23 protein-coding genes are annotated in these 19,783 nt (G+C 37.8%); 10 read left to right on the top strand and 13 right to left on the bottom strand.

The window, feature by feature from the left end:
• Positions 1-171: 171 nt before the first annotated feature.
• Positions 172-687: a bifunctional 3-hydroxydecanoyl-ACP dehydratase/trans-2-decenoyl-ACP isomerase gene (gene fabA, locus I6E69_RS18640; protein WP_002960896.1), complete on the top strand. Its 516-nt coding sequence runs from the start codon at positions 172-174 to the stop codon at positions 685-687.
• A gap of 65 nt (positions 688-752) precedes the next feature.
• On the opposite strand, the gene rmf is transcribed toward fabA, so the two are convergent.
• On the bottom strand, positions 753-923 hold the full coding sequence (gene rmf / locus I6E69_RS18635; RefSeq protein WP_002960897.1) for a ribosome modulation factor: 171 nt from the start codon (positions 921-923) through the stop codon (positions 753-755).
• A gap of 399 nt (positions 924-1,322) precedes the next feature.
• Here rmf and I6E69_RS18630 point away from each other — a divergent pair, with 399 nt between their 5' ends.
• The 3 genes from I6E69_RS18630 to I6E69_RS18620 all read left to right on the top strand — a co-directional run bounded on the left by I6E69_RS18630 (position 1,323) and on the right by I6E69_RS18620 (position 3,489).
• Positions 1,323-1,958: a TetR/AcrR family transcriptional regulator gene (locus I6E69_RS18630; RefSeq protein WP_007582758.1), complete on the top strand. Its 636-nt coding sequence runs from the start codon at positions 1,323-1,325 to the stop codon at positions 1,956-1,958.
• Positions 1,959-2,007: 49 nt separating this feature from the next.
• A complete protein-coding gene (locus tag I6E69_RS18625) occupies positions 2,008-3,000 on the top strand; it encodes an MDR family oxidoreductase (protein ID WP_197121901.1) in 993 nt (330 codons plus the stop codon).
• Between the two features lie 72 nt (positions 3,001-3,072).
• Positions 3,073-3,489, top strand: coding sequence for a VF530 family DNA-binding protein (locus I6E69_RS18620; protein ID WP_002960902.1), 417 nt, complete (start codon positions 3,073-3,075; stop codon positions 3,487-3,489).
• Positions 3,490-3,588: 99 nt separating this feature from the next.
• On the opposite strand, the gene I6E69_RS18615 is transcribed toward I6E69_RS18620, so the two are convergent.
• Positions 3,589-4,020: a DUF3859 domain-containing protein gene (locus I6E69_RS18615; protein WP_197121899.1), complete on the bottom strand. Its 432-nt coding sequence runs from the start codon at positions 4,018-4,020 to the stop codon at positions 3,589-3,591.
• 206 nt (positions 4,021-4,226) lie between these two features.
• Between I6E69_RS18615 and I6E69_RS18610 the strand changes: the two genes are divergently transcribed.
• Complete coding sequence (locus tag I6E69_RS18610; RefSeq protein WP_197121897.1) at positions 4,227-5,231, top strand: YHYH protein; 1,005 nt, start codon at positions 4,227-4,229, stop codon at positions 5,229-5,231.
• Positions 5,232-5,244: 13 nt separating this feature from the next.
• Complete coding sequence (locus tag I6E69_RS18605) at positions 5,245-5,775, top strand: hypothetical protein (RefSeq protein ID WP_197121895.1); 531 nt, start codon at positions 5,245-5,247, stop codon at positions 5,773-5,775.
• Positions 5,776-5,880: 105 nt separating this feature from the next.
• Here the strand turns inward: I6E69_RS18605 and I6E69_RS18600 are convergent, their stop codons facing one another.
• The 3 genes from I6E69_RS18600 to I6E69_RS18590 form a co-directional block, all read right to left on the bottom strand.
• A complete protein-coding gene (locus tag I6E69_RS18600) occupies positions 5,881-7,698 on the bottom strand; it encodes a serine/threonine protein kinase (RefSeq protein ID WP_154903144.1) in 1,818 nt (605 codons plus the stop codon).
• 464 nt (positions 7,699-8,162) lie between these two features.
• Complete coding sequence (locus tag I6E69_RS18595; RefSeq protein WP_197121893.1) at positions 8,163-8,612, bottom strand: hypothetical protein; 450 nt, start codon at positions 8,610-8,612, stop codon at positions 8,163-8,165.
• Between the two features lie 267 nt (positions 8,613-8,879).
• Entirely contained in the window at positions 8,880-9,539 is a 660-nt protein-coding gene (locus tag I6E69_RS18590) for an NADPH-dependent FMN reductase (RefSeq protein WP_197121891.1), read from the bottom strand.
• A 251-nt stretch (positions 9,540-9,790) separates the two neighbouring features.
• Between I6E69_RS18590 and I6E69_RS18585 the strand changes: the two genes are divergently transcribed.
• Both I6E69_RS18585 and I6E69_RS18580 read left to right on the top strand, forming a co-directional pair.
• A complete protein-coding gene (locus I6E69_RS18585) occupies positions 9,791-10,819 on the top strand; it encodes a YHYH protein (protein WP_197121889.1) in 1,029 nt (342 codons plus the stop codon).
• 7 nt (positions 10,820-10,826) lie between these two features.
• Positions 10,827-11,132: a hypothetical protein gene (locus I6E69_RS18580; RefSeq protein ID WP_197121888.1), complete on the top strand. Its 306-nt coding sequence runs from the start codon at positions 10,827-10,829 to the stop codon at positions 11,130-11,132.
• A 287-nt stretch (positions 11,133-11,419) separates the two neighbouring features.
• Here I6E69_RS18580 and I6E69_RS18575 read toward each other — a convergent pair whose 3' ends face one another.
• From I6E69_RS18575 to I6E69_RS18560, 4 genes are all read right to left on the bottom strand, one after another.
• Entirely contained in the window at positions 11,420-12,223 is an 804-nt protein-coding gene (locus I6E69_RS18575; RefSeq protein ID WP_197121886.1) for a hypothetical protein, read from the bottom strand.
• A 381-nt stretch (positions 12,224-12,604) separates the two neighbouring features.
• Positions 12,605-12,841: a hypothetical protein gene (locus I6E69_RS18570; RefSeq protein WP_039487811.1), complete on the bottom strand. Its 237-nt coding sequence runs from the start codon at positions 12,839-12,841 to the stop codon at positions 12,605-12,607.
• A 72-nt stretch (positions 12,842-12,913) separates the two neighbouring features.
• A complete protein-coding gene (locus tag I6E69_RS18565; protein WP_197121884.1) occupies positions 12,914-13,927 on the bottom strand; it encodes a DUF5924 family protein in 1,014 nt (337 codons plus the stop codon).
• A gap of 135 nt (positions 13,928-14,062) precedes the next feature.
• The gene (locus I6E69_RS18560; RefSeq protein ID WP_197121882.1) at positions 14,063-14,812 is read right to left on the bottom strand and encodes a spermidine synthase; all 750 of its coding nucleotides are present in this window, start codon (positions 14,810-14,812) and stop codon (positions 14,063-14,065) included.
• A gap of 611 nt (positions 14,813-15,423) precedes the next feature.
• On the opposite strand from I6E69_RS18560, the gene I6E69_RS18555 reads away from it, so the two are divergent.
• Together I6E69_RS18555 and I6E69_RS18550 are read left to right on the top strand one after the other, a co-directional pair.
• Positions 15,424-16,401 carry a DUF1852 domain-containing protein gene (locus I6E69_RS18555; protein ID WP_007377131.1) on the top strand — a complete coding sequence of 326 codons (978 nt, stop codon included), beginning with the start codon at positions 15,424-15,426 and terminating at the stop codon, positions 16,399-16,401.
• 78 nt (positions 16,402-16,479) lie between these two features.
• Entirely contained in the window at positions 16,480-17,514 is a 1,035-nt protein-coding gene (locus I6E69_RS18550) for a methionine synthase (RefSeq protein ID WP_197121881.1), read from the top strand.
• Between the two features lie 120 nt (positions 17,515-17,634).
• Here I6E69_RS18550 and I6E69_RS18545 read toward each other — a convergent pair whose 3' ends face one another.
• From I6E69_RS18545 to I6E69_RS18530, 4 genes are all read right to left on the bottom strand, one after another.
• On the bottom strand, positions 17,635-18,060 hold the full coding sequence (locus I6E69_RS18545) for a retropepsin-like aspartic protease (RefSeq protein WP_197121879.1): 426 nt from the start codon (positions 18,058-18,060) through the stop codon (positions 17,635-17,637).
• A gap of 102 nt (positions 18,061-18,162) precedes the next feature.
• Complete coding sequence (locus I6E69_RS18540) at positions 18,163-18,543, bottom strand: hypothetical protein (RefSeq protein WP_182756918.1); 381 nt, start codon at positions 18,541-18,543, stop codon at positions 18,163-18,165.
• A gap of 246 nt (positions 18,544-18,789) precedes the next feature.
• The gene (locus I6E69_RS18535) at positions 18,790-19,212 is read right to left on the bottom strand and encodes a retropepsin-like aspartic protease (RefSeq protein WP_197121877.1); all 423 of its coding nucleotides are present in this window, start codon (positions 19,210-19,212) and stop codon (positions 18,790-18,792) included.
• 146 nt (positions 19,213-19,358) lie between these two features.
• The gene (locus I6E69_RS18530; protein WP_197121875.1) at positions 19,359-19,595 is read right to left on the bottom strand and encodes a hypothetical protein; all 237 of its coding nucleotides are present in this window, start codon (positions 19,593-19,595) and stop codon (positions 19,359-19,361) included.
• Between the last annotated feature and the right edge of the window lie 188 nt (positions 19,596-19,783).

The following is a 19,783-nucleotide window of genomic DNA, read 5'->3' as shown; positions in this document are numbered from 1 at the left end:
TAATTATAATGATTTCTGATTGTAATTGCGCGGTTTTATAGTGCAAAAACCAATCGCGTTGATTGATTGATGATTTAATATGCAATATTTTGATTTTTTAACTGCTCCGAGTTGTTTAGCGTACAAGTGTACGCTAAAGTACTTGGCAATTTCTAAGCGAAGATAAGTGTTATGGAACCTAAAAATAGCTATACAAAAGAAGAGTTGATCCTGTGTGGTCAAGGTGAAATGTTTGGTGAAGGTAACTGCCGTTTACCAAGTGACAACATGTTAATGATGGATCGCATTACCTCTATTACTGCTGATGGCGGTATTCATGGGAAAGGCGAAATTGTTGCTGAGCTTGATATTGACCCTAGCCTTTGGTTTTTCGATTGTCATTTTAAAGGCGACCCAGTAATGCCAGGTTGTTTAGGCTTAGATGCTATGTGGCAACTAGTTGGTTTTTACTTAGGTTGGTCTGGTGGCCCTGGTCTTGGCCGTGCGCTAGGTGTGGGTGAAGTTAAATTTACTGGCCAAATTTTACCAACTAATAAAAAAGTAACTTACCGCCTTGTAATGAAACGCGTAATTAAACGTAAATTGTTCATGGGCGTTGCAGATGGCACTGTAGAAGTAGATGGCCGAGTAATTTACGAAGCAAAAGATTTAAAAGTGGGCTTGTTCCAAGACACTAGCGCGTTTTAATTTTTAAATGCGTACAAAAAGGCCTCCAACGTGGAGGCCTTTTTGCTTAAATTCGATTATTGATTTTATGTTTTGTACATGTTGCGGTTTTCAATCGCTTCACGCCAACCTCCTAACCACTCTGATTTGGGATCTACTTGTTGATAAGGGCATAGCTCTTTTGAGCGACCTGCTAAACCTGCTTTAAAACCTTGAGAATGAGCTCTTTCTAAACGATCTCTTTTCTGTCTCTTCATCGGTAATATCCTCACCTTTTTATTTGTATATTGTGTAGCATTAGTGAAATCTACATTTAATGAATAGTTAATAAAAATGTAAAATTCAAATCGTAAAAGCAATTAAATTGTTTGACTTTAACTAAGCTGCTGATGCGAAAATGAATTAACATTTAAAAAAGTAAGTGGTCATACAACATTTAATTTGACCGGTTTTATGCTAAATAAAATGCGACTCAATAATCGCTAAAAAGCACTTATGTGCTTTATTTGTGACCGACTAATATTGACTAAGTTCCAAACAAAAATGTAATCGTTACACTTTTATTTCAGTTATTTTTATTCACCCGATTTGCATTCTTTTTAAACAATTTAATATTATACTTGATTATTTAAAGTCGATCGGTCTAATATACGTACATGAACAAAAATACATCAACACCAATACGCCGTGGTCGCCCACCTAAAATAGCCAGAGAGAACGCCGATACCAAAGCGTTACTTATTCGCACGGGCCTAGAAACATTAACTGAGTTTGGCTTTAGCGCCACGGGGCTCGATACTATTTTAAAAAAAGCGGCTGTACCTAAAGGCTCTTTTTATCATTACTTTAAAAGTAAAGAAGCCTACGGCATTGCCCTAGTTGATGCATACGACAGTTACTTTATTGCAAAGCTTACCCACTACCTACAGCAAGAAGATGTTCCCCCACTTGAGCGAATCGTTAATTTTACCCAAAGCGCAATTAAAGGGATGAAAAAATACGATTACAAACGTGGCTGTTTAGTAGGTAACTTAAATCAAGAGCTTAATCATTTAAGTGATGAGTTTAAAACCAGATTAATGCAAAGCTACACCGCTTGGCAAAACCATGTAGAGGTTTGCTTAAACCAAGCTAAGCAACAAGGCACTATTGCAAGCCATGTAAATACAAAATTGATGAGTGAGTACTTTTGGATTGGCTGGGAAGGTGCGGTTATGCGCGCCAAGCTCACAAAATCAAATACCCCACTTACTTTGTATACAGAAATGTTTTTACGCGCATTACTAACCTAATGCGTTTTTATTTACCAATTAAAAGACGATCGGTCTAAAAGGATATCCTATGAGTAACCCAATTAAAGCCATTGTTATTAATAAAGAAGATAATAACTACAGCGCCTCGTTATCGACTATCGAAAATAGTGATTTACCAAACGAAAACGTCTCAATCGACGTGCTATACAGTACACTTAACTATAAAGATGGTTTAGCAATTACTGGTAAAGGCCCCGTTGTACGCAGTTTTCCTATGGTGCCAGGTATCGATTTAGTGGGTACGGTTACAAATTCCACCAGCGATAAATTTAAAAATGGCGATAACGTAATATTAAACGGCTTTGGTGTAGGCGAAAAACATTGGGGCGGGCTTGCTCAAAAAGCGGCACTTAATAGCGATTGGCTAATCCCCTTACCTACTGGTATTTCACCAAAACAAGCGATGCAAATAGGTACCGCTGGTTATACAGCTATGCTAAGTGTTATAGCTCTTGAAAAACAAGGTATAACCCCTGAATCTGGCGAAATACTGGTAACAGGTGCCAATGGTGGCGTAGGCAGCTTTGCTATTTATTTATTAAACCAGCTTGGCTACAACGTAACAGCAGCTACGGGTCGATTAGATCAAAGTAAATATTTAAAAGAGTTAGGTGCTAAACAGGTAATTGACAGAAACGAGCTTTCAAATCCTGGTAAGCCTTTACAAAAAGAGCGTTTTGCAGCGGCAATAGATTCAGTAGGTAGCCATACACTTGCCAATATTTGTGCATCACTAAAGTATGGGGGTGTAGTAACCGCCTGCGGACTTGCCCAAGGCATGGATTTACCTGCCTCAGTTGCCCCATTTATATTACGTGGTGTATCACTAATAGGCATTGATAGCGTAATGCGCCCTAAAGCCGACAGAATTGAAGCGTGGGATCGTTTAGCAAAATTAGTTAGCGCTGATTACCTAGATAAAATTTCGACAGAAATATCACTAGAACACGTAATTGATAACGCAGAGCGACTAATGCAAGGCAAAATTCGCGGTCGTGTTGTAGTTAATTGTCAAAGTTAAGCTATTTACTCTGTTAAAGCCTCGTTATTAAATTTATAATGCAATTTGTATTTTAATAACGAGGCAACACCTATGAGCAACCAAGAACTTTTCAGTAATAATCCACTGCAAGGCGTTAAATTAGAACAAGTGGTTGAAGAGCTGGTTGAACAATACGGGTGGGAGCTCCTACACGCTTATTTACAACTTAACTGCTTTAAAAACAATCCTGATATAAAGTCAGCGGTTAAATTTTTACGTAAAACACAATGGGCACAAGAAAAAGTAGATAACTTTTACCTTTATCGCCTAAAAAACTTACCTAGACCTGATGATGTGCAATACGAATTACCGCCACGTGATCGTGTGATCCCAGCTGATCATAAACCTGGTGAGCCATGTGAGTTAAGTTTTAGTGATGCAAAACGTATTATGGAAAAAAAAGCATCAAAGCAACGTGCTCGCGATCGTAAACAACGCTCTAATTCTAGTAACCCTTGGGGTAACTAAACACGCTAATTTAATTTTGTAGAGCTATTTTAAATGGCTCTACAACTCTCTTTTATTAATTTTTTATTACATCCACACCATATAGCTAACAAATAGAAATCAATACCCTCGGTTTTTCCAAAAATCTGTTTCAGTACGCTCTACCTCTAATGCCACCTTAAAAGTTTTATCAGCAATAATTTTCCCATTTAGCTCAATCGTCATACGCCAATCACCCAATTTATTCTCTATTGGCAACCAAAGCGTGTCGCCTAAATAAAAGTTCCAATCACTGTTTTTAACGTATACATCACCTTCAAAGGGGGCCATTACATCACCGTCACTGTCTGGAATATCTGGATGGTATATACAATAGTGAAGCTTTTCGCCTTTACCCTTTTTAATATTTACGATTAAGCCAAACTCAACATCTACCTCAGCTATTACATTTGTTGTAAATTGCTCTATTTGTGGCAATGCTTTACTTTCGCTGTCCCACTTAGAGTAAATACCGTGACTTTGTAACGTCACTACAGGTTTTGTTTTAGCCATTAAGGTAACCTTTTATATTAGCTATTTTTGCATTAGTTTAACTTTTTGAAATTTTAAAATAAAACACAATCCAATAAAGTTAAATCTCAACTTAGCTTTAATACTTCGCCTATTTACATCATTGCTAATTTGTCATCATTGTTTACACACTATTTGCACAATTGCTGATTACTGTTTAAGTAACTTAATTGATCAGGTAAGCAGCAATGAAACTACACGCACTTAATATTAAAAACTCAAATAGGGTAAATGCTATAAAGCTAAGCACCTTGGCTCTAGTTGTTTCATCGTTAGTTGCTTGCGGAGGTGGAGAAGGCATAGTTGATACCTCAACAACTACAGATTCATTACCAACCACCTCAGATAACGGTACAGGTACGAGTAGCTCAACCCAAGGCGTGCTTTGTGAATATAGCTACAGTGAATATAACGAGTCAGAATCAGTACAAGCCACCAGCGCCGCAGATTGGTCATGCACAGGAACTACACGCGACTTAGTCGCTAATGGCATACCTGATCACGAAGTAGGTACATTCCCTAATGCCGATAACCCAAATACTATTTCTGAACAATCAGTAAATGAAAGCTACACACTTGAGCCTGTAGAAACAACACAAGCAACCATGCTTGGTGGCCCTCGCGGAATGATAGGTGTTGTACTTAACGGCATTAAAATAGACGCCGGCACAGGCGGAAGTTGCGATGATTCAGGCACCGATTGTGATTTAGGCGACAACAGCGGTAATTGGAATATAGAAGCTTTAAGCCAAGACACGTTTAGTTTTGGAACAGACGACAACAATGCACACGTACAACCCGATGGCACATATCACTATCATGGTATGCCTGAAGGCTTTGTAGCAATGCGAGGTGGTAATAGCTCCACTATGACTCTAATAGGCTGGGCAGCAGACGGCTTTCCTATTTATGCACGTTACGGCTATTCAGACTCAAATGATGCAACTTCAGCGCTAACCGTAATGACCGGTAGCTACCAACACATAACATCTGTAAGCGCAAACCGCCCTTCTACCGATATATACCCATTAGGTACATTTGCACAAGATTGGGAATACGTAGCAGGCTCTGGTGATTTAGATGAATGTAATGGCCGCGTTGGCGTAACACCTGAGTTTCCTGATGGGATATATCACTACTACGCAACAGACACTTACCCGTTTTTTCAACGCTGTGTTAAAGGCGAAGTTTAGTTAGGAGTAAGCTATGCCTTACATAAAAAAATGTCTATTAAGTATGGTTACGTTAGGTTTATTGAGCACACCAACCTTAGCAAACGCGCATTTAATGGTTGCAGAGCACGGTACGCTGAATTTTGTTGATAATAACGTGTTTATTGTACTTTCAATCCCTATGTCGGCTTTTAAAGGGATTGATGAAAACAAGGATGGCAAAGTGTCAATAATTGAGTTTAACGCTCATAAAAAACTAATAACTAAGCGAGTTAAAAAGAACGTTTATTTAGCGGATCATCAGTATAAATTTACTATTGACGGACTTTTGCTAAACCCAGAAGCGTCACATAAACATAAAAGCGACAATATAGATCAAGTAACCATTACTGGGCGCTACTCTTTGCCAAGTAAACTAACCAAAGTTAACTTTAACGTTAAGCTATTTAGTAACAATGAGCACAAGCAGCATTATCAAATTACAGCGACTAATAAAACGCAAAAGCTAACTCATCAATTTGAGCTATCACCAACGTCGCCCTTTAGTAAGGTGTTTAATAATTAGTAATACTTACCTAAATAATTAAGTGGCAAAGAGTACAAGTTAAACCAATTTGTGCTCTTTTTATCTTTGTCTTCTTATTTAACACTCTTTAGTGAAGGGTTCTTTCTATAAAGATACAAGCTTGGGATTTTTAGGAAAGTAATGCTCTTGTTGCTGCTCACATAAACTAAACTCACGAGTGTTTTTATATGGCAACTTCATAAAGCCCGCAACACCAACGTCCGTAATATTTACCGCGTATTGCATTAGTTTATTAAGAAGGCGTTTAAACTCAACCTCTTTACTCGAATCGAGTAAGCGGTAGTAATGGTGAATCTTCATTCTGTCAGGCAGTGCTTCAAAAATAATACACCCAGTATGATGAATTTGGTTAAGCTCAAATACGCACTTAATAACTTTTTTAGGTAGCTGTAGTTGCTCATCAGGGTCTTTACCGTCTTCAAAGTATGAATGCGGGCGGGTTATGTCGTTTGCTTTCATGCTTACAACTTCGTATTCAAGCTCTGGTAGGCTATCAAACTTAAATGCACCGGTGCCATCTCGCTCTAGTTGAATGGTTTTACGGGCATCAAACAAACAACACTTAAATAACCCTTTTTGATTAATCGCTTGGGCTAGCATTACCGTGTTATTTATAGCATCACTAAAGGCATCACCCAATGATTCGTCATGCATAATTAAAGACGATTCAACAAACATCGACTCATCCTTCCAATGAAAACTAAGCCCACCTACTACAGGGTACTTAGCTAATCGGCTTATTGATGCTAAAAATGCTTTTTCGGTATCGCCTGTATCAAACAAAAACTCTTTATAATAGCGGTCAAGTTGCGCGTCGTTTATATCTAGTAATTGCTGGTTATGATCGGCTTGTCGTAAAAACTGTTTTCGTGAACTATATACCACCGTGTCGGGCTGCTCGTCATTGCCATACCAAAAAGGGATATCTGCTTTTCTTTGTTTTTTATCAAGCTCAGGTAAATACATTTTGGCCATAGTTGTAATGTTACGCATAAAGTAATCACCAGCACCATCACGTATGGCCTTACTTTTTGACAGCATGCCATCAATCACCTTAGCCAGCTCTTTGGGGAGCCCTAAGCTGCTTGCAGGGATGGCTTGCGCACCAAAGCGGCACGACTGCGCCGACGCTAGCGCATACAACGTAGCGGCTACACCTTGTTCATCAAATCGTGGGGATGATTGCTCTCCCGACATTTGTGCTTCACCAATAAAGTACACATCGCCCATACGCGCATTAGTTGTGCTTAAATCACCCGACATTAAATCCATAAAGTTACTCGCAACAGGGTTACCATCACTATCGAGCTGTGCATACACAGAGCTGCCCCAATCCACTAACGACAGCGCATCAGTGTTTGCATCCCAAACAAGGTTTGAAGGTTTTATATCGCCATGCACTATAGGTTGTGGGCTAACGCCATTTTTGTGGCTGCGTAAATCAATTAATACATTACGTAACCTAACAGCTAGCGCCATTATTTGCGCGGCACTAAAGCGCCCTGTTTTAAGCGATACTTTTTCAAGGTCCTCTCCAATGGCGCGAGCCATCATTAAAATCCCTTGTTTTTTAATTCGCTCAAATGCATAAAAGGTAGGCACTAAGGGGTTATTAATTTGCGAAAGCATATACGCTTCGTCTTCTAGGCGGTCACGTACACTTTGGGCAAGTGTAATACGCGAAAACTTAAATACCCAAGGTAAGCCGTTATCGTCATCACCTGCAAACACAAAACCAAAAGCACCCGAGCCAATCATTTCAACGTTTTTGTAGCCCAGCAGTGTTAGCTGCTTAATACAAATATTAAGCCACTGTCGGTGTTTTTTAGCATCACGGTGCGAAAGCAAATAAACAGATTGCTCTTCGTTGATATAAAAATTGCGGATTTCTTTGGCTTTCAATACAGGTACTCAAATTTATAAAACTAACTAGGGCGTGTTGATCTTTGTGGATTGAAATTTGTTCAATCCAAGGAAGATTAAATCGCGGCGCGAGGTTTGTAACCTAGTGGGCTAAGTAAAAACCGAGCAACAAAGAGTTAATCGTCCCTAGAAAGAACCCAAAGGGCAGCGCATGTTTGGTATTTATGCTGCGTTATCGCCTATTCATGGGGAATAACCACACTACATAGGCTCCGCCTTGCCTAAAAACCAAACATACTGCTGCAAATTCACCCACCAAAGATCAACACGCCCTAATTATTAGTTTTATGTAATGAGATTACAATAGGTTAAATAAGAGTTTTGAAATCGTGGAATAAAACAGCGCTAAAGTAGCGCCAGAACAGTAAATTTAAGTGTAAACGTTAAAGCTCAAAGTAAGCTTTCACAATGCACTGTATATAAATACAGTGCATTGCTTTTTGCTAACTTTCTATAACACGAAGTTGCTTAAGTGATGACACATCTATGTGCGTTTGATAATAATATTTATTTGTGACTCTACCACGGCTCATAAAATCGATAGTTACTCGTTTAGCTTCGCCTGTTACTTCTATTGTTTTATTAATAAAAAAGGTGTCTGCTGGTTGTCCGTATTTACTTTGAAGCTCGGCTACCACATTAGGCTGTATTGATATCGTAATAGAACGCCTGTCGCGATAATCAGTTTCTGTATTTAAATACAACCAACTACCCTGAGCTCCCGCCGCTTTAATATGAAACTGGTAAGTGCCAGCAACACCCTTAGGTGCACTTTGCTCAGTTAAAGCGATAAGGTTCATATTTGCAGCCGTACTTTGGCTCATTTCAATTTTGTGGGGAACAGAACTACATGCACTAAGCGTTAGCACACTTAGTAAGGCTAGATATTTCAAGACACAATTTCCTTGTTTCTTACACCAATTCGCATAATTCAGTGATCTATTTTGAGACAATAAAATCGTGTGGAGAACACAGCAAAAATTTCGTTATTGAGTTGTTCTATATCAGAAACTTTTAATGCAGTTAGCGATTTAATCCCTTAAATTGATTAACTATTATTGCGAATTGGTATTATGCATTATTAAAAATATGTAGCGTTAATGATACCACTATATGCAGCTGTGTTTCTATAATCAATCCAAACAATTAATTAGCGGATATTAAGGCGCATTGCGCTGAGAAGGATCTGTTTTAAAGCTTTTTAGCAAACTTTGTGGGTCAACCACCTCGGTATGCTCTTTAGCAGCCTGCGCCCACCATATTAGTTGGCCAAACGTGCGTGAGAAATAATTAAACCACGATGATTGACTCTCTCCTGCAACAGGTTTGCCATCCTCACTAAACACATCTTGCGCTTTTGGTACGTGGATCATAGCCGATACCGGCAAACAGCCAAGTTCAGATAAAAACGTGCGCATACTAATGGCCGCTCTTACACCACCCCACTGTCCTGCTGAGTAAGTAACTATTGCACTTGGTTTATACGAAAATAGTGAACTACCAAAATGATTAAGTAAGTCAGCGAGGGCTGGACTCATGCTGTGATTGTACTCAGGACTAATCATTATATATCCATCTGCGGCTTTAATTTTATCAGCTAATAGAGTGAGCTCTGTAGGTGCATTACTTTTAGCATATGCAAAGTGCGGTTTAAATACGTTTTTGCTAGGAAAATCCAACGCATCAATTAGCTCAAACTCATGATCACCAAAATGATCTGTTAAGCATTCTATACAAGCCCTAGAAACCCTTAAGCCTAAGCGAGCTGGTTTTGGTGGAGTGCTATCGCGTACTGTGCCTAAAAATACTAAAAACTTCATATGTAATTCTCAACTTTTTTAAACGATAGCTAAACACTAACATTTTTTAGTTATTGTGTATTACACATACGCATTGTTTATTGATTCAAAGCATAATAATTAAATTTAAAACTGAAATTTAGCAACAACCGCGCCGTTAAACATATTTTATCGTGTGTTAAATTCACTCGCTTGCATACTTTTTACACATTTGACCAGTAATATGCCACAGTATAAGTACGCCAAAACCTATACCGAAAAGGATACAAGTAATGGGCTTAAAAAATTTTAGCGCATGTGCAATCATTGTTACCGCAACAGCTTTAACTCTAAGTGGTTGCAACGACTCATCTACTAACAAAAATACCGAGCAAGTCAGTAGATCACTTAGTGAGGCGCAAAAAGCAAATCAATCAATAAAGCTATCTATGTTCAAACAAGAGGCTTTTATTACAGAGCCTAAAATTGTTGATTGTGAAACCCAGCAAGGTACTAAAACAACCTGTTATGAGTTTACTACATCAGGTGCACCAGCAGGCAGAGACCCTGGCCCATTTTGCCCTCGCAGCACAACAGACGGAGCTGATGTATCAGGTACTTGGTTTGATAAACAAGGTAAAGGAGAGCTAGTCGACTTAACTGGCGACTTTATTCTTAAGTTAGATGAATACTACGGCGATGAAAGATGGGTATTGTATGACGCAAAAACAAATAAAGTTCGTTATACAGCAACAAAAGAATCTTGCTCAGGTGCTGCACGCCCAGATGTAGAAGAACAATACAAACAAAATTGTATTGAATGCGAGCTATCCTATTTAGAAGATAATTTTTCGCTTACGTATTTAATTCCGACTACACCAATAGTGAGTAAAAAATCCAGCCGTTTACATACCGTGGGCTTAGCGCTTGATGGTACTGAACTTTCAGGCCCTGCACCTATAAATGCTATTTTGGGCAGTTATACAATTGCAGCATTTGACGACTGCGGTGGGCATATTAACCTGCACCAAGGTTATCACTATCATTCAACAACCGGATGTACCAATTCAGCTCCAAGTACTGACGGACACGCCCCTTTAATAGGTTATGCCGTTGACGGTTACGGTATTTACGCAATGAAAGATGCACAAGGCAATGAAGAGTCACTCGACGAATGCCGTGGTATAACAGATGAAACCAGAGGCTATCATTATCATGCTGCCAGCCCGAGCGAAAATTTGTTTATTGGCTGCCTTCATGGTGAGTCAGTAAGAGCAGCTGGTGGCCCGCCGCCAGGCAATAAACCACCACCAAAGCATTGAGAAAATTATGACTATTAACTATAAGTCACTGTTTGTTTTACTTGCTCCTTCATTATTACTTTTAAGTGTTTATGCGACAGCACATTCTCAGCCACTTAATCAAATAGCAGTGAAAGCATGCTTTGAAAAGCAAAAGTCACAATCGTGTCAGTATCAGGGTGGGCATAACGACTTATATATAGGAAGCTGCCAATATATGGCTGATGACTTAATGTGTGTTCGTAATCAACCCATTCAAAAAGTTGATAACAAAGAAAGTAAAACGAATAACAGCAATGATAGCCACGAACATCAAAATAAGCAGTATAAGTAGTTTTAAGAGTTAAGAGTTGTGGGTTTTGTATCATACCAATTCGCTTAATTAAATGATCTATTTTGAGGGTAGAAAAACGTGTTGATAGCTAGGCAAAAAAACGCTATTTGGTTGTTCTCGGCAATTGCTCCTGCATTGCTCTACCTTATGCATCCATGCAGTCGTAAATGAGAATTTTTTTAACTCAGGTAGCGACACGTTTAGCCCCGCAAAATGATTAAGTATTATTGCGAATTGGTATTAGGTGCAGTAAATTTACTGCACCTAATTAATTTAAACCGTTACGATTAGTATTGATAACTTAGCCCTACACCACCCCAAAATATATTTCGAAGTGTCTCGTCACCTGCAAAGCGTTTTTCATCTTTATTAACTGCAATGCTATAGCTTGTATATGTGTATAGGGCTAACTGATTAAAAAGCTGATACGACAAGTTTGCAGTAAACTTAACGTTGTTTACTCCGTTGTGCCCATCACTAACATACCCCGCGTTAACCCCCACGCCCGATTGAATATCTACTGATAGTAAATCGTTAATATAAAAATCTTTTTTTACTGCCATCTCCAAAAATGTACCGCTGGCATCAAATGAATGATAAACACTACTTAATAACTGAATATCGTCCGAATAAAAATACGCAACGTCGAGGCTTAGCTCATTATCGTGAGCATCAATGCCATATTCGCGAGCTTTAATATAGTTATAGCCTACATACATCTCTATCCGCTCAGATAAGTGAGCGGTATAAATAGCATTTAAATTAAGCTCTGAATAATCACTACTAATACCTTTGGCCGCCCAAGGGATCACCGCAAAGTTTTTATAGTTAACCTCAGTAGCAATTGATGCAATACCATTACCGGCAAGGTTATCTCGACCTTCGGTAACATATCGGCTCTCCCATAATGGGTGAATATGTAAATCAAACTCTTTATTTTTATAATTTACGTCAGTATGGGTATGCTTAATATTTCCGCCTACGCCCACTTCAAGCTCTTGATAGTGTTCTTGTGTTTTTGCTTGTGCGTAAGCTGTATTTACCCCCGCTAGAGTCGTAATAACAAATACATATTTTAAATAGTGAGTCATTTATTAAGTCCAAAACCATCATAAATGGTAAAAAGTGGCGCATAGTATTGTTATAAAACGTGTTAGCGCAATAAATAGATGCATATATATTGTTTTATTTATTAGATTTGAAGTATTTACTAAGTATTACCCATAAACTACAAGTTGCAATTAGCTCTAGTTTTAACCAACAAGCCAAAGCTATATATGCACCGAGCAATGCTCTAGCAGGTACTTAATTTAATAGCTAAAATGATAGTTATAGTACTCACGGTGAGGTGTTCCCTATTGCAAAAACAGGAAAGCTATAAGTAGAAAGTGTAAAAAAGTGCGGTAACGGGACAAACATAAGCAGCAACAACTCAATAGCCTGCTTATTCTTAACCTAATTTATTAGCAAATTTAATGACTTAAATAAGCCATAACGGCAATGAGTGCAACATAAAAACCAAAACCTACTAAGAAGGTCAAGTCGACTCTTCTAGCTTTACTCGCTTTATAAGATGCAAAGTCTTTAAACTCGCTTTTATACAGCCCAAACGTAACCACTTTTAATAGTAGCCAACCGGTCGAGTAAAATAAAAAGCTCAAGCCAGTATCAACTATTAGCCAAATAAAAATCTCAAATGCAATACTCATTAACTATGTCCATTAGTTTGGAATAGAAAAACTATATCAGCTATGTGTTTAAAATACAGCCGGCTTAGTTAATTAAGGTGTAACAGTAAATTTCGTTAAACCTATTAACTGACCTGATTCGGTGACTACTTTTACCTGCCACTTACCAACAGAGTCGCTAGGAAAATTTACCTTGTGGGTCCATGCTCTGTAACCTAGCTCTCTCCCGCCGTTTATATTTAACGTGATCCGATCAACTTCCTTTTTATTATGAAGCCACACATGAAATATTTTTTCATTTAAGCCTCTTGGTGCTTTAACAGCGGTCCAACTGTATAAACCTTGATGATGCAGTGTATAAGAGTCTAACTGTTTAATACTCCCAACTGGCTTTTTATGCTGTAAATCAACTTCATGAGCTAACGTAATATCGGTTAATCGCAGCGCAGCAGGAGGCACATAGCTCCTTAATTGCCACACAGCAGTGCTCAAAGCACATAAAATCAATACAAGAATAGGAAAACGCCACCAGCGCGCATTAGGCATTAAATTGTTTAAACTCGGAAGAGTAACCACTACAGCCGTTACAAGAGCCGCAGCTAAACTTTGGCTCGTTGTAAGGTTTAACAAAATAGGTAAGGTAACAAGTAAAACAACGAATAAAGCAAAGTTATGAAACACACTAAATAACGTACGGTTTTTAGCAAGCTTCTTATAATAAAAAGGGTCGATTACCGATATAACCGCACATAACACAATGAGAGAGGTAAAAAATGCTTGAGGATGGTCCCACTGCGTAACCGCTAAAAAAAACGGCAAAGCAAAAAATAGACTTTCTTGTTGCACCATTTGTAGAGCAAAACGCATTACATTAGGAGATACAGCCACACCAAATTTTTCTTCTACTTTGTCTCGTAGCCAATTATCAATAATTAGCCACAACCAACTAATAAGTAAAAATATCGCAATAATTTGCGAAAAAGACTCTTTTCTATCTACAAGTACAAAGCTGGCAACGCCCGACAAAAACGCCAGCACAGCCAATAATCCAGGCCGCTTTTGCATCGCGCTTATAAATTTAGCGATTATATTTTTACAGTAATCCATGTATGAGTGTTTCCGTACGGTTACGTACTTTATTATTTTTATTCAGAGTATGATTAGTTTAACCAAGTTTAAATGAACAACAGATAGATGGATGGATTCAAACGCGTCATTTACCAGTAAATCAAACTAACCATTTTAATTAAATAAAAGCCCGGCATAGCGCGTCATTGGTACGTTTATTAATTTTTGTAACGCGTGAGCTTTAGCAAGTAATTCATCTTCACTAAGTGCAGGCATTTTATTGTTAAAAGCGAACACAATTTTATTACCGCCTTCAATAATAAAACTAAGAATCCTTCCTGCAAATTCTTTCTCAAGTAGTTGATCAAACGCTTCCCTCTGCCCAACTTTGGTATGGCAAATATTAAGTACTAAAACACCATCAAAAGTGAGCGCATTTTTACAATCACGTAAGTAGGATGATTGCACCTGATCTGATTCCATCCCTTCTGAGCTATATAAATCAGAAAAAATAACGTCCGTTTTTATCTGCGTGTTTTTCATGTAGTTTGCCGCATCATCAATGTGAATAAACAAACGTTCTGAAACAGGCAGTTCAAAATATTTTATAGCCATATCAGCAACGGCTTTTCGGTATTCAACGGTATGTATAGTCAGTGCGGGAAACGCATGATAAAGACTTTTTGCTATAGAGCCCGCCCCAAGTCCCATTATCATCGCGGTTTTTAAGTGCGGAATAAAAAAAAGCGCAGCCATCATAGCTTGCGTATAAGCTAAGCTTAACCCGTTAATATTATTTAATTTAATACAGCTTTGATAAATTTTTCCGTCAAAGCTGAGAATTAGATTCTTTTTTGTTTGATATACATAAACAGGGCCATGCTCATCAATAGTTGATGCAATACAAGTGCCTTTGATATCCACGAATACTCAATAGGTGAGGTGATGAAAAACGAGTATAACTTAGTTAACGCACTGCCATTGCTACTAATATGGCTAATAACGCTTTTATTAATTTACAAGCATTTATATACGTACTCAAAAAAGTCGGTTTATCATTTAGGTTAGATGAGCTGAAGTATCTGCCTTTATAGCTAATTAAAACTTATCCAGTGATGAATTTTAGTATAAACAACGACGAAACATACTAAAAATTTGGCTAATGTACTGTTATAGCTATAAAAAAAACCTTTGAATATTCCTCATGTTCAACATGAATAAAGTGCACACCAAAACAATAGAAGTCTAAACGGCTAAGCATCCATCCTTTATTTTTACCGATTTGTGCCTTTTTTCCGTCAATTGCTACGTAATCTAATTTAACAATAATGATTAATGAATATGACTCATGTTTTATGTGAAATTAAACCGTTTTTCTTCATATCCCAATCAACGTATAAATTACTCATCCCTAGCGCTAAACACTATTTAACAACTTAAAGCCGCTGAATACCTAAACCAGCTAAGTAAGTTGCAAGGCTAATAAAGCGCAAAGCATCAATCAGGTTTAAATTATAAAATTGGATATAAACACGATGAAAAAAGATTTTACATTTAATATTAAGAGCGTTTCACTCGACGAAAATTATCATCCATCAACTAATACACGTATCACAACCAACTTTGCTAATTTAGCCAGAGGTGAATACCGCAAAGCAAACTTGCGTAACGCCTTAAACATGATTAACAACCGTTTTAACGCCCTAGCCCACTGGGATAACACCAAAGGTGAGCGTTATGCTGTTGAGCTTGAAATTATCTCTGTTGAAATAGGTATTGAAGACGGCGGCGAAAGCTTCCCCTCTATCGAAATATTAAAAACAAATATTGTTGATCATAAAACAAATAAACGCATTGAAGGCATTGTAGGAAACAACTTTTCATCGTATGTGCGCGACTACGACTTTAGCGTACTCCTACAAGAGCACAATAAAGGCAAGTCTCAATTTAGCATTCCAGATGACTTTGGGGTTTTACATGGCAAACTATTTCAGTCATTTGTAAATTCGGATACATACAAACAAAACTTTAAAAAGCCACCGGTTATATGCCTAAGTGTGTCAGATAACAAAACCTACAACCGCACCGAAAACCAACACCCGGTACTTGGCGTTGAATACGAACCAAATGAATCGTCTTTGACTGAGCAATACTTCAAAAAAATGGGCTTGCAGGTACGTTACTTTATGCCGCCAAATAGTGCAGCGCCTTTAGCATTGTTTTTCTTTGGTGATTTACTTAATGATTACAGCAATCTTGAGCTTATAAGCACCATTAGTACGATGGAAACGTTTCAAAAAATCTACAGACCAGAGATTTATAATGCCAACGCAACAGCGGGTAAATCATATAAACCAAACTTAAAAAACTTGGATCACTCACTAACGCAAATTGTGTATGACCGAGAAGAGCGCGGCAAGTTAGCAAATGAGCAAGGCAAGTTTGCACAAGAGCATTTTATCAAGCCGTACCAAACAGTTCTTGAGCAATTCTCTACTCGCTATCTGTCATAACAACTAATAGTAACAACCAGTAATAACACGCTTAACGCTACGTTTAATAATTAACTAAAATATACGGCATTATTTATTATGAAAAAATTACTACCTACATCTACCGCTGGCAGTTTACCTAAGCCTTTATGGATTGCAGAGCCAGAAACACTTTGGTCACCTTGGAAATTACAAGGTGATGAATTAACCCAAGGAAAACACGACGCCCTACGCTTGTCATTATTCGACCAACAACAAGCAGGTATTGATATTGTTAGCGATGGTGAGCAAACAAGGCAGCATTTTGTAACTACATTTATAGAGCACCTAAATGGTGTTGACTTTGAAAAACGTAAAACAGTAAAAATTCGTGACCGATACGACGCAAGCGTACCTACAGTTGTTGGCCCTGTTAGCCGTCAAAAGTCTGTGTTTGTTGAAGACGCTAAATTTTTACGCAAGCAAACCAAACAACCTATTAAATGGGCATTGCCAGGCCCAATGACAATGATAGACACGCTTTACGACGATCATTATAAAAGCCGCGAAAAACTAGCGTGGGAATTTGCCATAATTCTCAATCAAGAAGCAAAAGAATTAGAAGCCGCAGGCGTTGATATCATCCAATTTGATGAGCCCGCGTTTAACGTATTTTTTGATGAAGTGAACGACTGGGGAATTGCCTGTTTAGAGCGCGCAATTGAAGGGCTTAAATGCGAAACCGCCGTGCATATTTGCTATGGCTACGGCATTAAAGCCAATACAGATTGGAAAAAAACACTAGGATCTGAATGGCGACAGTACGAAGAAGCATTCCCTAAGCTTCAGCAATCTAATATCGATATTATCTCACTAGAGTGCCATAACTCCCATGTACCAATGGATTTACTAGAACTCATTCGCGGTAAAAAAGTAATGGTAGGCGCAATTGATGTAGCAAATCACACTATCGAAACGCCAGAAGAAGTAGCTAATACGCTACGTAAAGCACTGAAATTTGTAGATGCCGACAAACTCTACCCGTGTACAAACTGCGGCATGGCTCCACTACCTCACCATATAGCTAACGGCAAGTTAAATGCCTTGAGCGCTGGAGCTGAAATTATAAGAAAAGAGTTATTAAAAAAGAACTAGAAAAGTAGCTTTAAAATACAAATTGTAAACAATAACAGCTGTCGCACCATGCCATGGTTAAACCCATAAACATGGCATGATGTGCTAGTTAAAACCTACTAAAGAACAAAGTTTAGGTAGTTATTTAATTTTTTTATTAAAAAGCTCTAGCCTGTTTTTTGAAAAATCGATAACTGCTTGGTATTGAGTAAAAAAGGGAGAGCCTAACAAGCCATGTACTCCCTTTTCACCACCCGCTACCTGAACATGGTCAAGATTAAGTGACACAAAGTCAGGACTTTCAAACAAGGCATTTCCAAACTCAATTGAATCAACTTCTATATCTCCCATAGCGTGATCTGAAGTGCCTAAGCCTGCCGCATTCTCAATATTGAGTTTTTCTTCAATGCCTAACTCACTTAGGCATCCCCTGTCTAAAACAGATGTCCCAGCGCCAGTATCTAAAATAAAACGTAACAATTTACCGTTAATTTTAGCTTCAACAATTTGGTGGCCTGTTTCTGATATTTCAAACTCAATTACAGTTTTGTTCTCAGATAAATTCATATACATTCCTTGTTATAAAGTTTTTAAAATCTTACTTACTATTTTCAGCTTCCAACAAATTAATAGCCAAATTTTACTAGTCGCCCACCCCAGCGCGTTTTGTTAGGTTACGTTTATCACCTGAGGCTCAATATTTGTTAAAACATGAATGATTTCATTTGTAGTCATTACTGAATAATGAAACAGCTTATTGTTGTTTAAACTGAAAGTATTCGTTTTAGTTTGCGCATACTCCAATAAGCTTGAATCAGAATACACGCCGATTACGCCCGAATCACGGTTTTGATGATAGTCATGAAAATGGGTACTTTCATCATAAGTTTCAAATAAAACGGTATTTGTAAACACAACCATAAACCTTACGGGGTCATCGCCTTTTATATAAGTTTTAAGGTTCAGTGTAAGTAACCCATCAACATACGATAATTTGTCTAAGCTCCAGTCTTGGTAATTATTTGTGACTTCATCGATGGCAGTATTCATTTAATTACCTTACGAGCCTGTAGATTAACTCGTTTCTATTTGTTTTTATTGATAAACAAACCATAGCTGAGTTCCTATTTTGGTTCAATCTATTAGTGTTTTTCATAAAATTTAGAATGGGTGTCTAGTTTATTTAGCATTGAAATACAAATTGTAAACAATAACAACTGTCGCACCATGCCATGGTAAAATCCATAAACATGGTGCGTTAGTTAAAATTTAAAGCACAAAGTTTAGGTTAGATACTTAATTATTTTTTATTAAAAGCTCTAACCTCTTTTTTGAAAAATCGATAACTGCTTGGTATTGAGTAAAAAAGGGAGAACCTAACAAGCCATGTACTCCCTTTTCAGCACCCGCTACCTGAACATGGTCAAGATTAAGTGACACAAAGTCAGGACTTTCAAACAAGGCATTTCCAAACTCAATTGAATGAACTTCTATATCCCCCATAGCGTGATCCGAAGTGCCCAAGCCTGCTGCATTCTCAACATTGAGTATTTCTTCAATGCCTAACTCACTTAGGCATGCCCTGTCTAAAACAGATGTCCCAGCGCCAGTATCTAAAATAAAACGTAACAATTTACCGTTAATTTTAGCTTCAACAATTTGGTGGCCTGTTTCTGATATTTCAAACTCAATTACAGTTTTGTTCTCAGATAAATTCATATACGTTCCTTGTTAGATTTTATTTAGGTGTTGGAAAACGAATACACCCTACGATGAATCGACTTATTTAGCGGCTTTAAAGCGCCACTATTAAAATTTGCAATTAATAGACAAATTTTAATAGTCGCCCACCTCAGGGCGTTTTGTTAGGTGTTTTTATCACTTTTGTCTGGAATATCATTACACAAAGCACACTCTACACCTTTACGTGATTGATATAATCTTGAACATATAAACACTGTTGTTGTGATTGAAGACCAAGTACAAGCAAAAATTAATGCTTCTTGAACTGAATGCTGTTTAAGCAACTCAACTATAAAAAGTAAGGCTGCTACTCCAAGAAATACTTTTAATGCTCTAACAATCCAAAACTTAAATCCCATTTGAACTCCAAACTTGAGAAACACCTAACGAGCCTGTAGATTAACTCGTTTTTAAATTTGTTTTTATTGATAAACAAACCATAGCGGAGTTCCTATTTTGGTTCAATCTATTAGGGGCTGTTGATCTTTGTAGTACATATATCAATCAGCCCACATTGGTAGCCACATCATAGTAAATGCTAAAGCGA

The sequence above is a fragment of the Pseudoalteromonas sp. NZS100 genome (assembly GCF_015864815.1).
In the GTDB taxonomy this organism is placed as follows: Bacteria; Pseudomonadota; Gammaproteobacteria; order Enterobacterales; family Alteromonadaceae; genus Pseudoalteromonas; species Pseudoalteromonas distincta.
This window is presented reverse-complemented; position numbering and strand designations above follow the sequence as displayed.

What these genes read in the sequence shown, in the direction of transcription:
- fabA (WP_002960896.1), top strand. Translation starts at nt 172, where the DNA reads ATGGAACCTAAAAATAGCTATACAAAAGAAGAGTTGATCCTGTGTGGT.
- rmf (WP_002960897.1), bottom strand. Translation starts at nt 923, where the DNA reads ATGAAGAGACAGAAAAGAGATCGTTTAGAAAGAGCTCATTCTCAAGGT.
- I6E69_RS18630 (WP_007582758.1), top strand. Translation starts at nt 1,323, where the DNA reads ATGAACAAAAATACATCAACACCAATACGCCGTGGTCGCCCACCTAAA.
- I6E69_RS18625 (WP_197121901.1), top strand. Translation starts at nt 2,008, where the DNA reads ATGAGTAACCCAATTAAAGCCATTGTTATTAATAAAGAAGATAATAAC.
- I6E69_RS18620 (WP_002960902.1), top strand. Translation starts at nt 3,073, where the DNA reads ATGAGCAACCAAGAACTTTTCAGTAATAATCCACTGCAAGGCGTTAAA.
- I6E69_RS18615 (WP_197121899.1), bottom strand. Translation starts at nt 4,020, where the DNA reads ATGGCTAAAACAAAACCTGTAGTGACGTTACAAAGTCACGGTATTTAC.
- I6E69_RS18610 (WP_197121897.1), top strand. Translation starts at nt 4,227, where the DNA reads ATGAAACTACACGCACTTAATATTAAAAACTCAAATAGGGTAAATGCT.
- I6E69_RS18605 (WP_197121895.1), top strand. Translation starts at nt 5,245, where the DNA reads ATGCCTTACATAAAAAAATGTCTATTAAGTATGGTTACGTTAGGTTTA.
- I6E69_RS18590 (WP_197121891.1), bottom strand. Translation starts at nt 9,539, where the DNA reads ATGAAGTTTTTAGTATTTTTAGGCACAGTACGCGATAGCACTCCACCA.
- I6E69_RS18585 (WP_197121889.1), top strand. Translation starts at nt 9,791, where the DNA reads ATGGGCTTAAAAAATTTTAGCGCATGTGCAATCATTGTTACCGCAACA.
- I6E69_RS18580 (WP_197121888.1), top strand. Translation starts at nt 10,827, where the DNA reads ATGACTATTAACTATAAGTCACTGTTTGTTTTACTTGCTCCTTCATTA.
- I6E69_RS18575 (WP_197121886.1), bottom strand. Translation starts at nt 12,223, where the DNA reads ATGACTCACTATTTAAAATATGTATTTGTTATTACGACTCTAGCGGGG.
- I6E69_RS18570 (WP_039487811.1), bottom strand. Translation starts at nt 12,841, where the DNA reads ATGAGTATTGCATTTGAGATTTTTATTTGGCTAATAGTTGATACTGGC.
- I6E69_RS18565 (WP_197121884.1), bottom strand. Translation starts at nt 13,927, where the DNA reads ATGGATTACTGTAAAAATATAATCGCTAAATTTATAAGCGCGATGCAA.
- I6E69_RS18555 (WP_007377131.1), top strand. Translation starts at nt 15,424, where the DNA reads ATGAAAAAAGATTTTACATTTAATATTAAGAGCGTTTCACTCGACGAA.
- I6E69_RS18550 (WP_197121881.1), top strand. Translation starts at nt 16,480, where the DNA reads ATGAAAAAATTACTACCTACATCTACCGCTGGCAGTTTACCTAAGCCT.
- I6E69_RS18545 (WP_197121879.1), bottom strand. Translation starts at nt 18,060, where the DNA reads ATGAATTTATCTGAGAACAAAACTGTAATTGAGTTTGAAATATCAGAA.
- I6E69_RS18540 (WP_182756918.1), bottom strand. Translation starts at nt 18,543, where the DNA reads ATGAATACTGCCATCGATGAAGTCACAAATAATTACCAAGACTGGAGC.
- I6E69_RS18535 (WP_197121877.1), bottom strand. Translation starts at nt 19,212, where the DNA reads ATGAATTTATCTGAGAACAAAACTGTAATTGAGTTTGAAATATCAGAA.
- I6E69_RS18530 (WP_197121875.1), bottom strand. Translation starts at nt 19,595, where the DNA reads ATGGGATTTAAGTTTTGGATTGTTAGAGCATTAAAAGTATTTCTTGGA.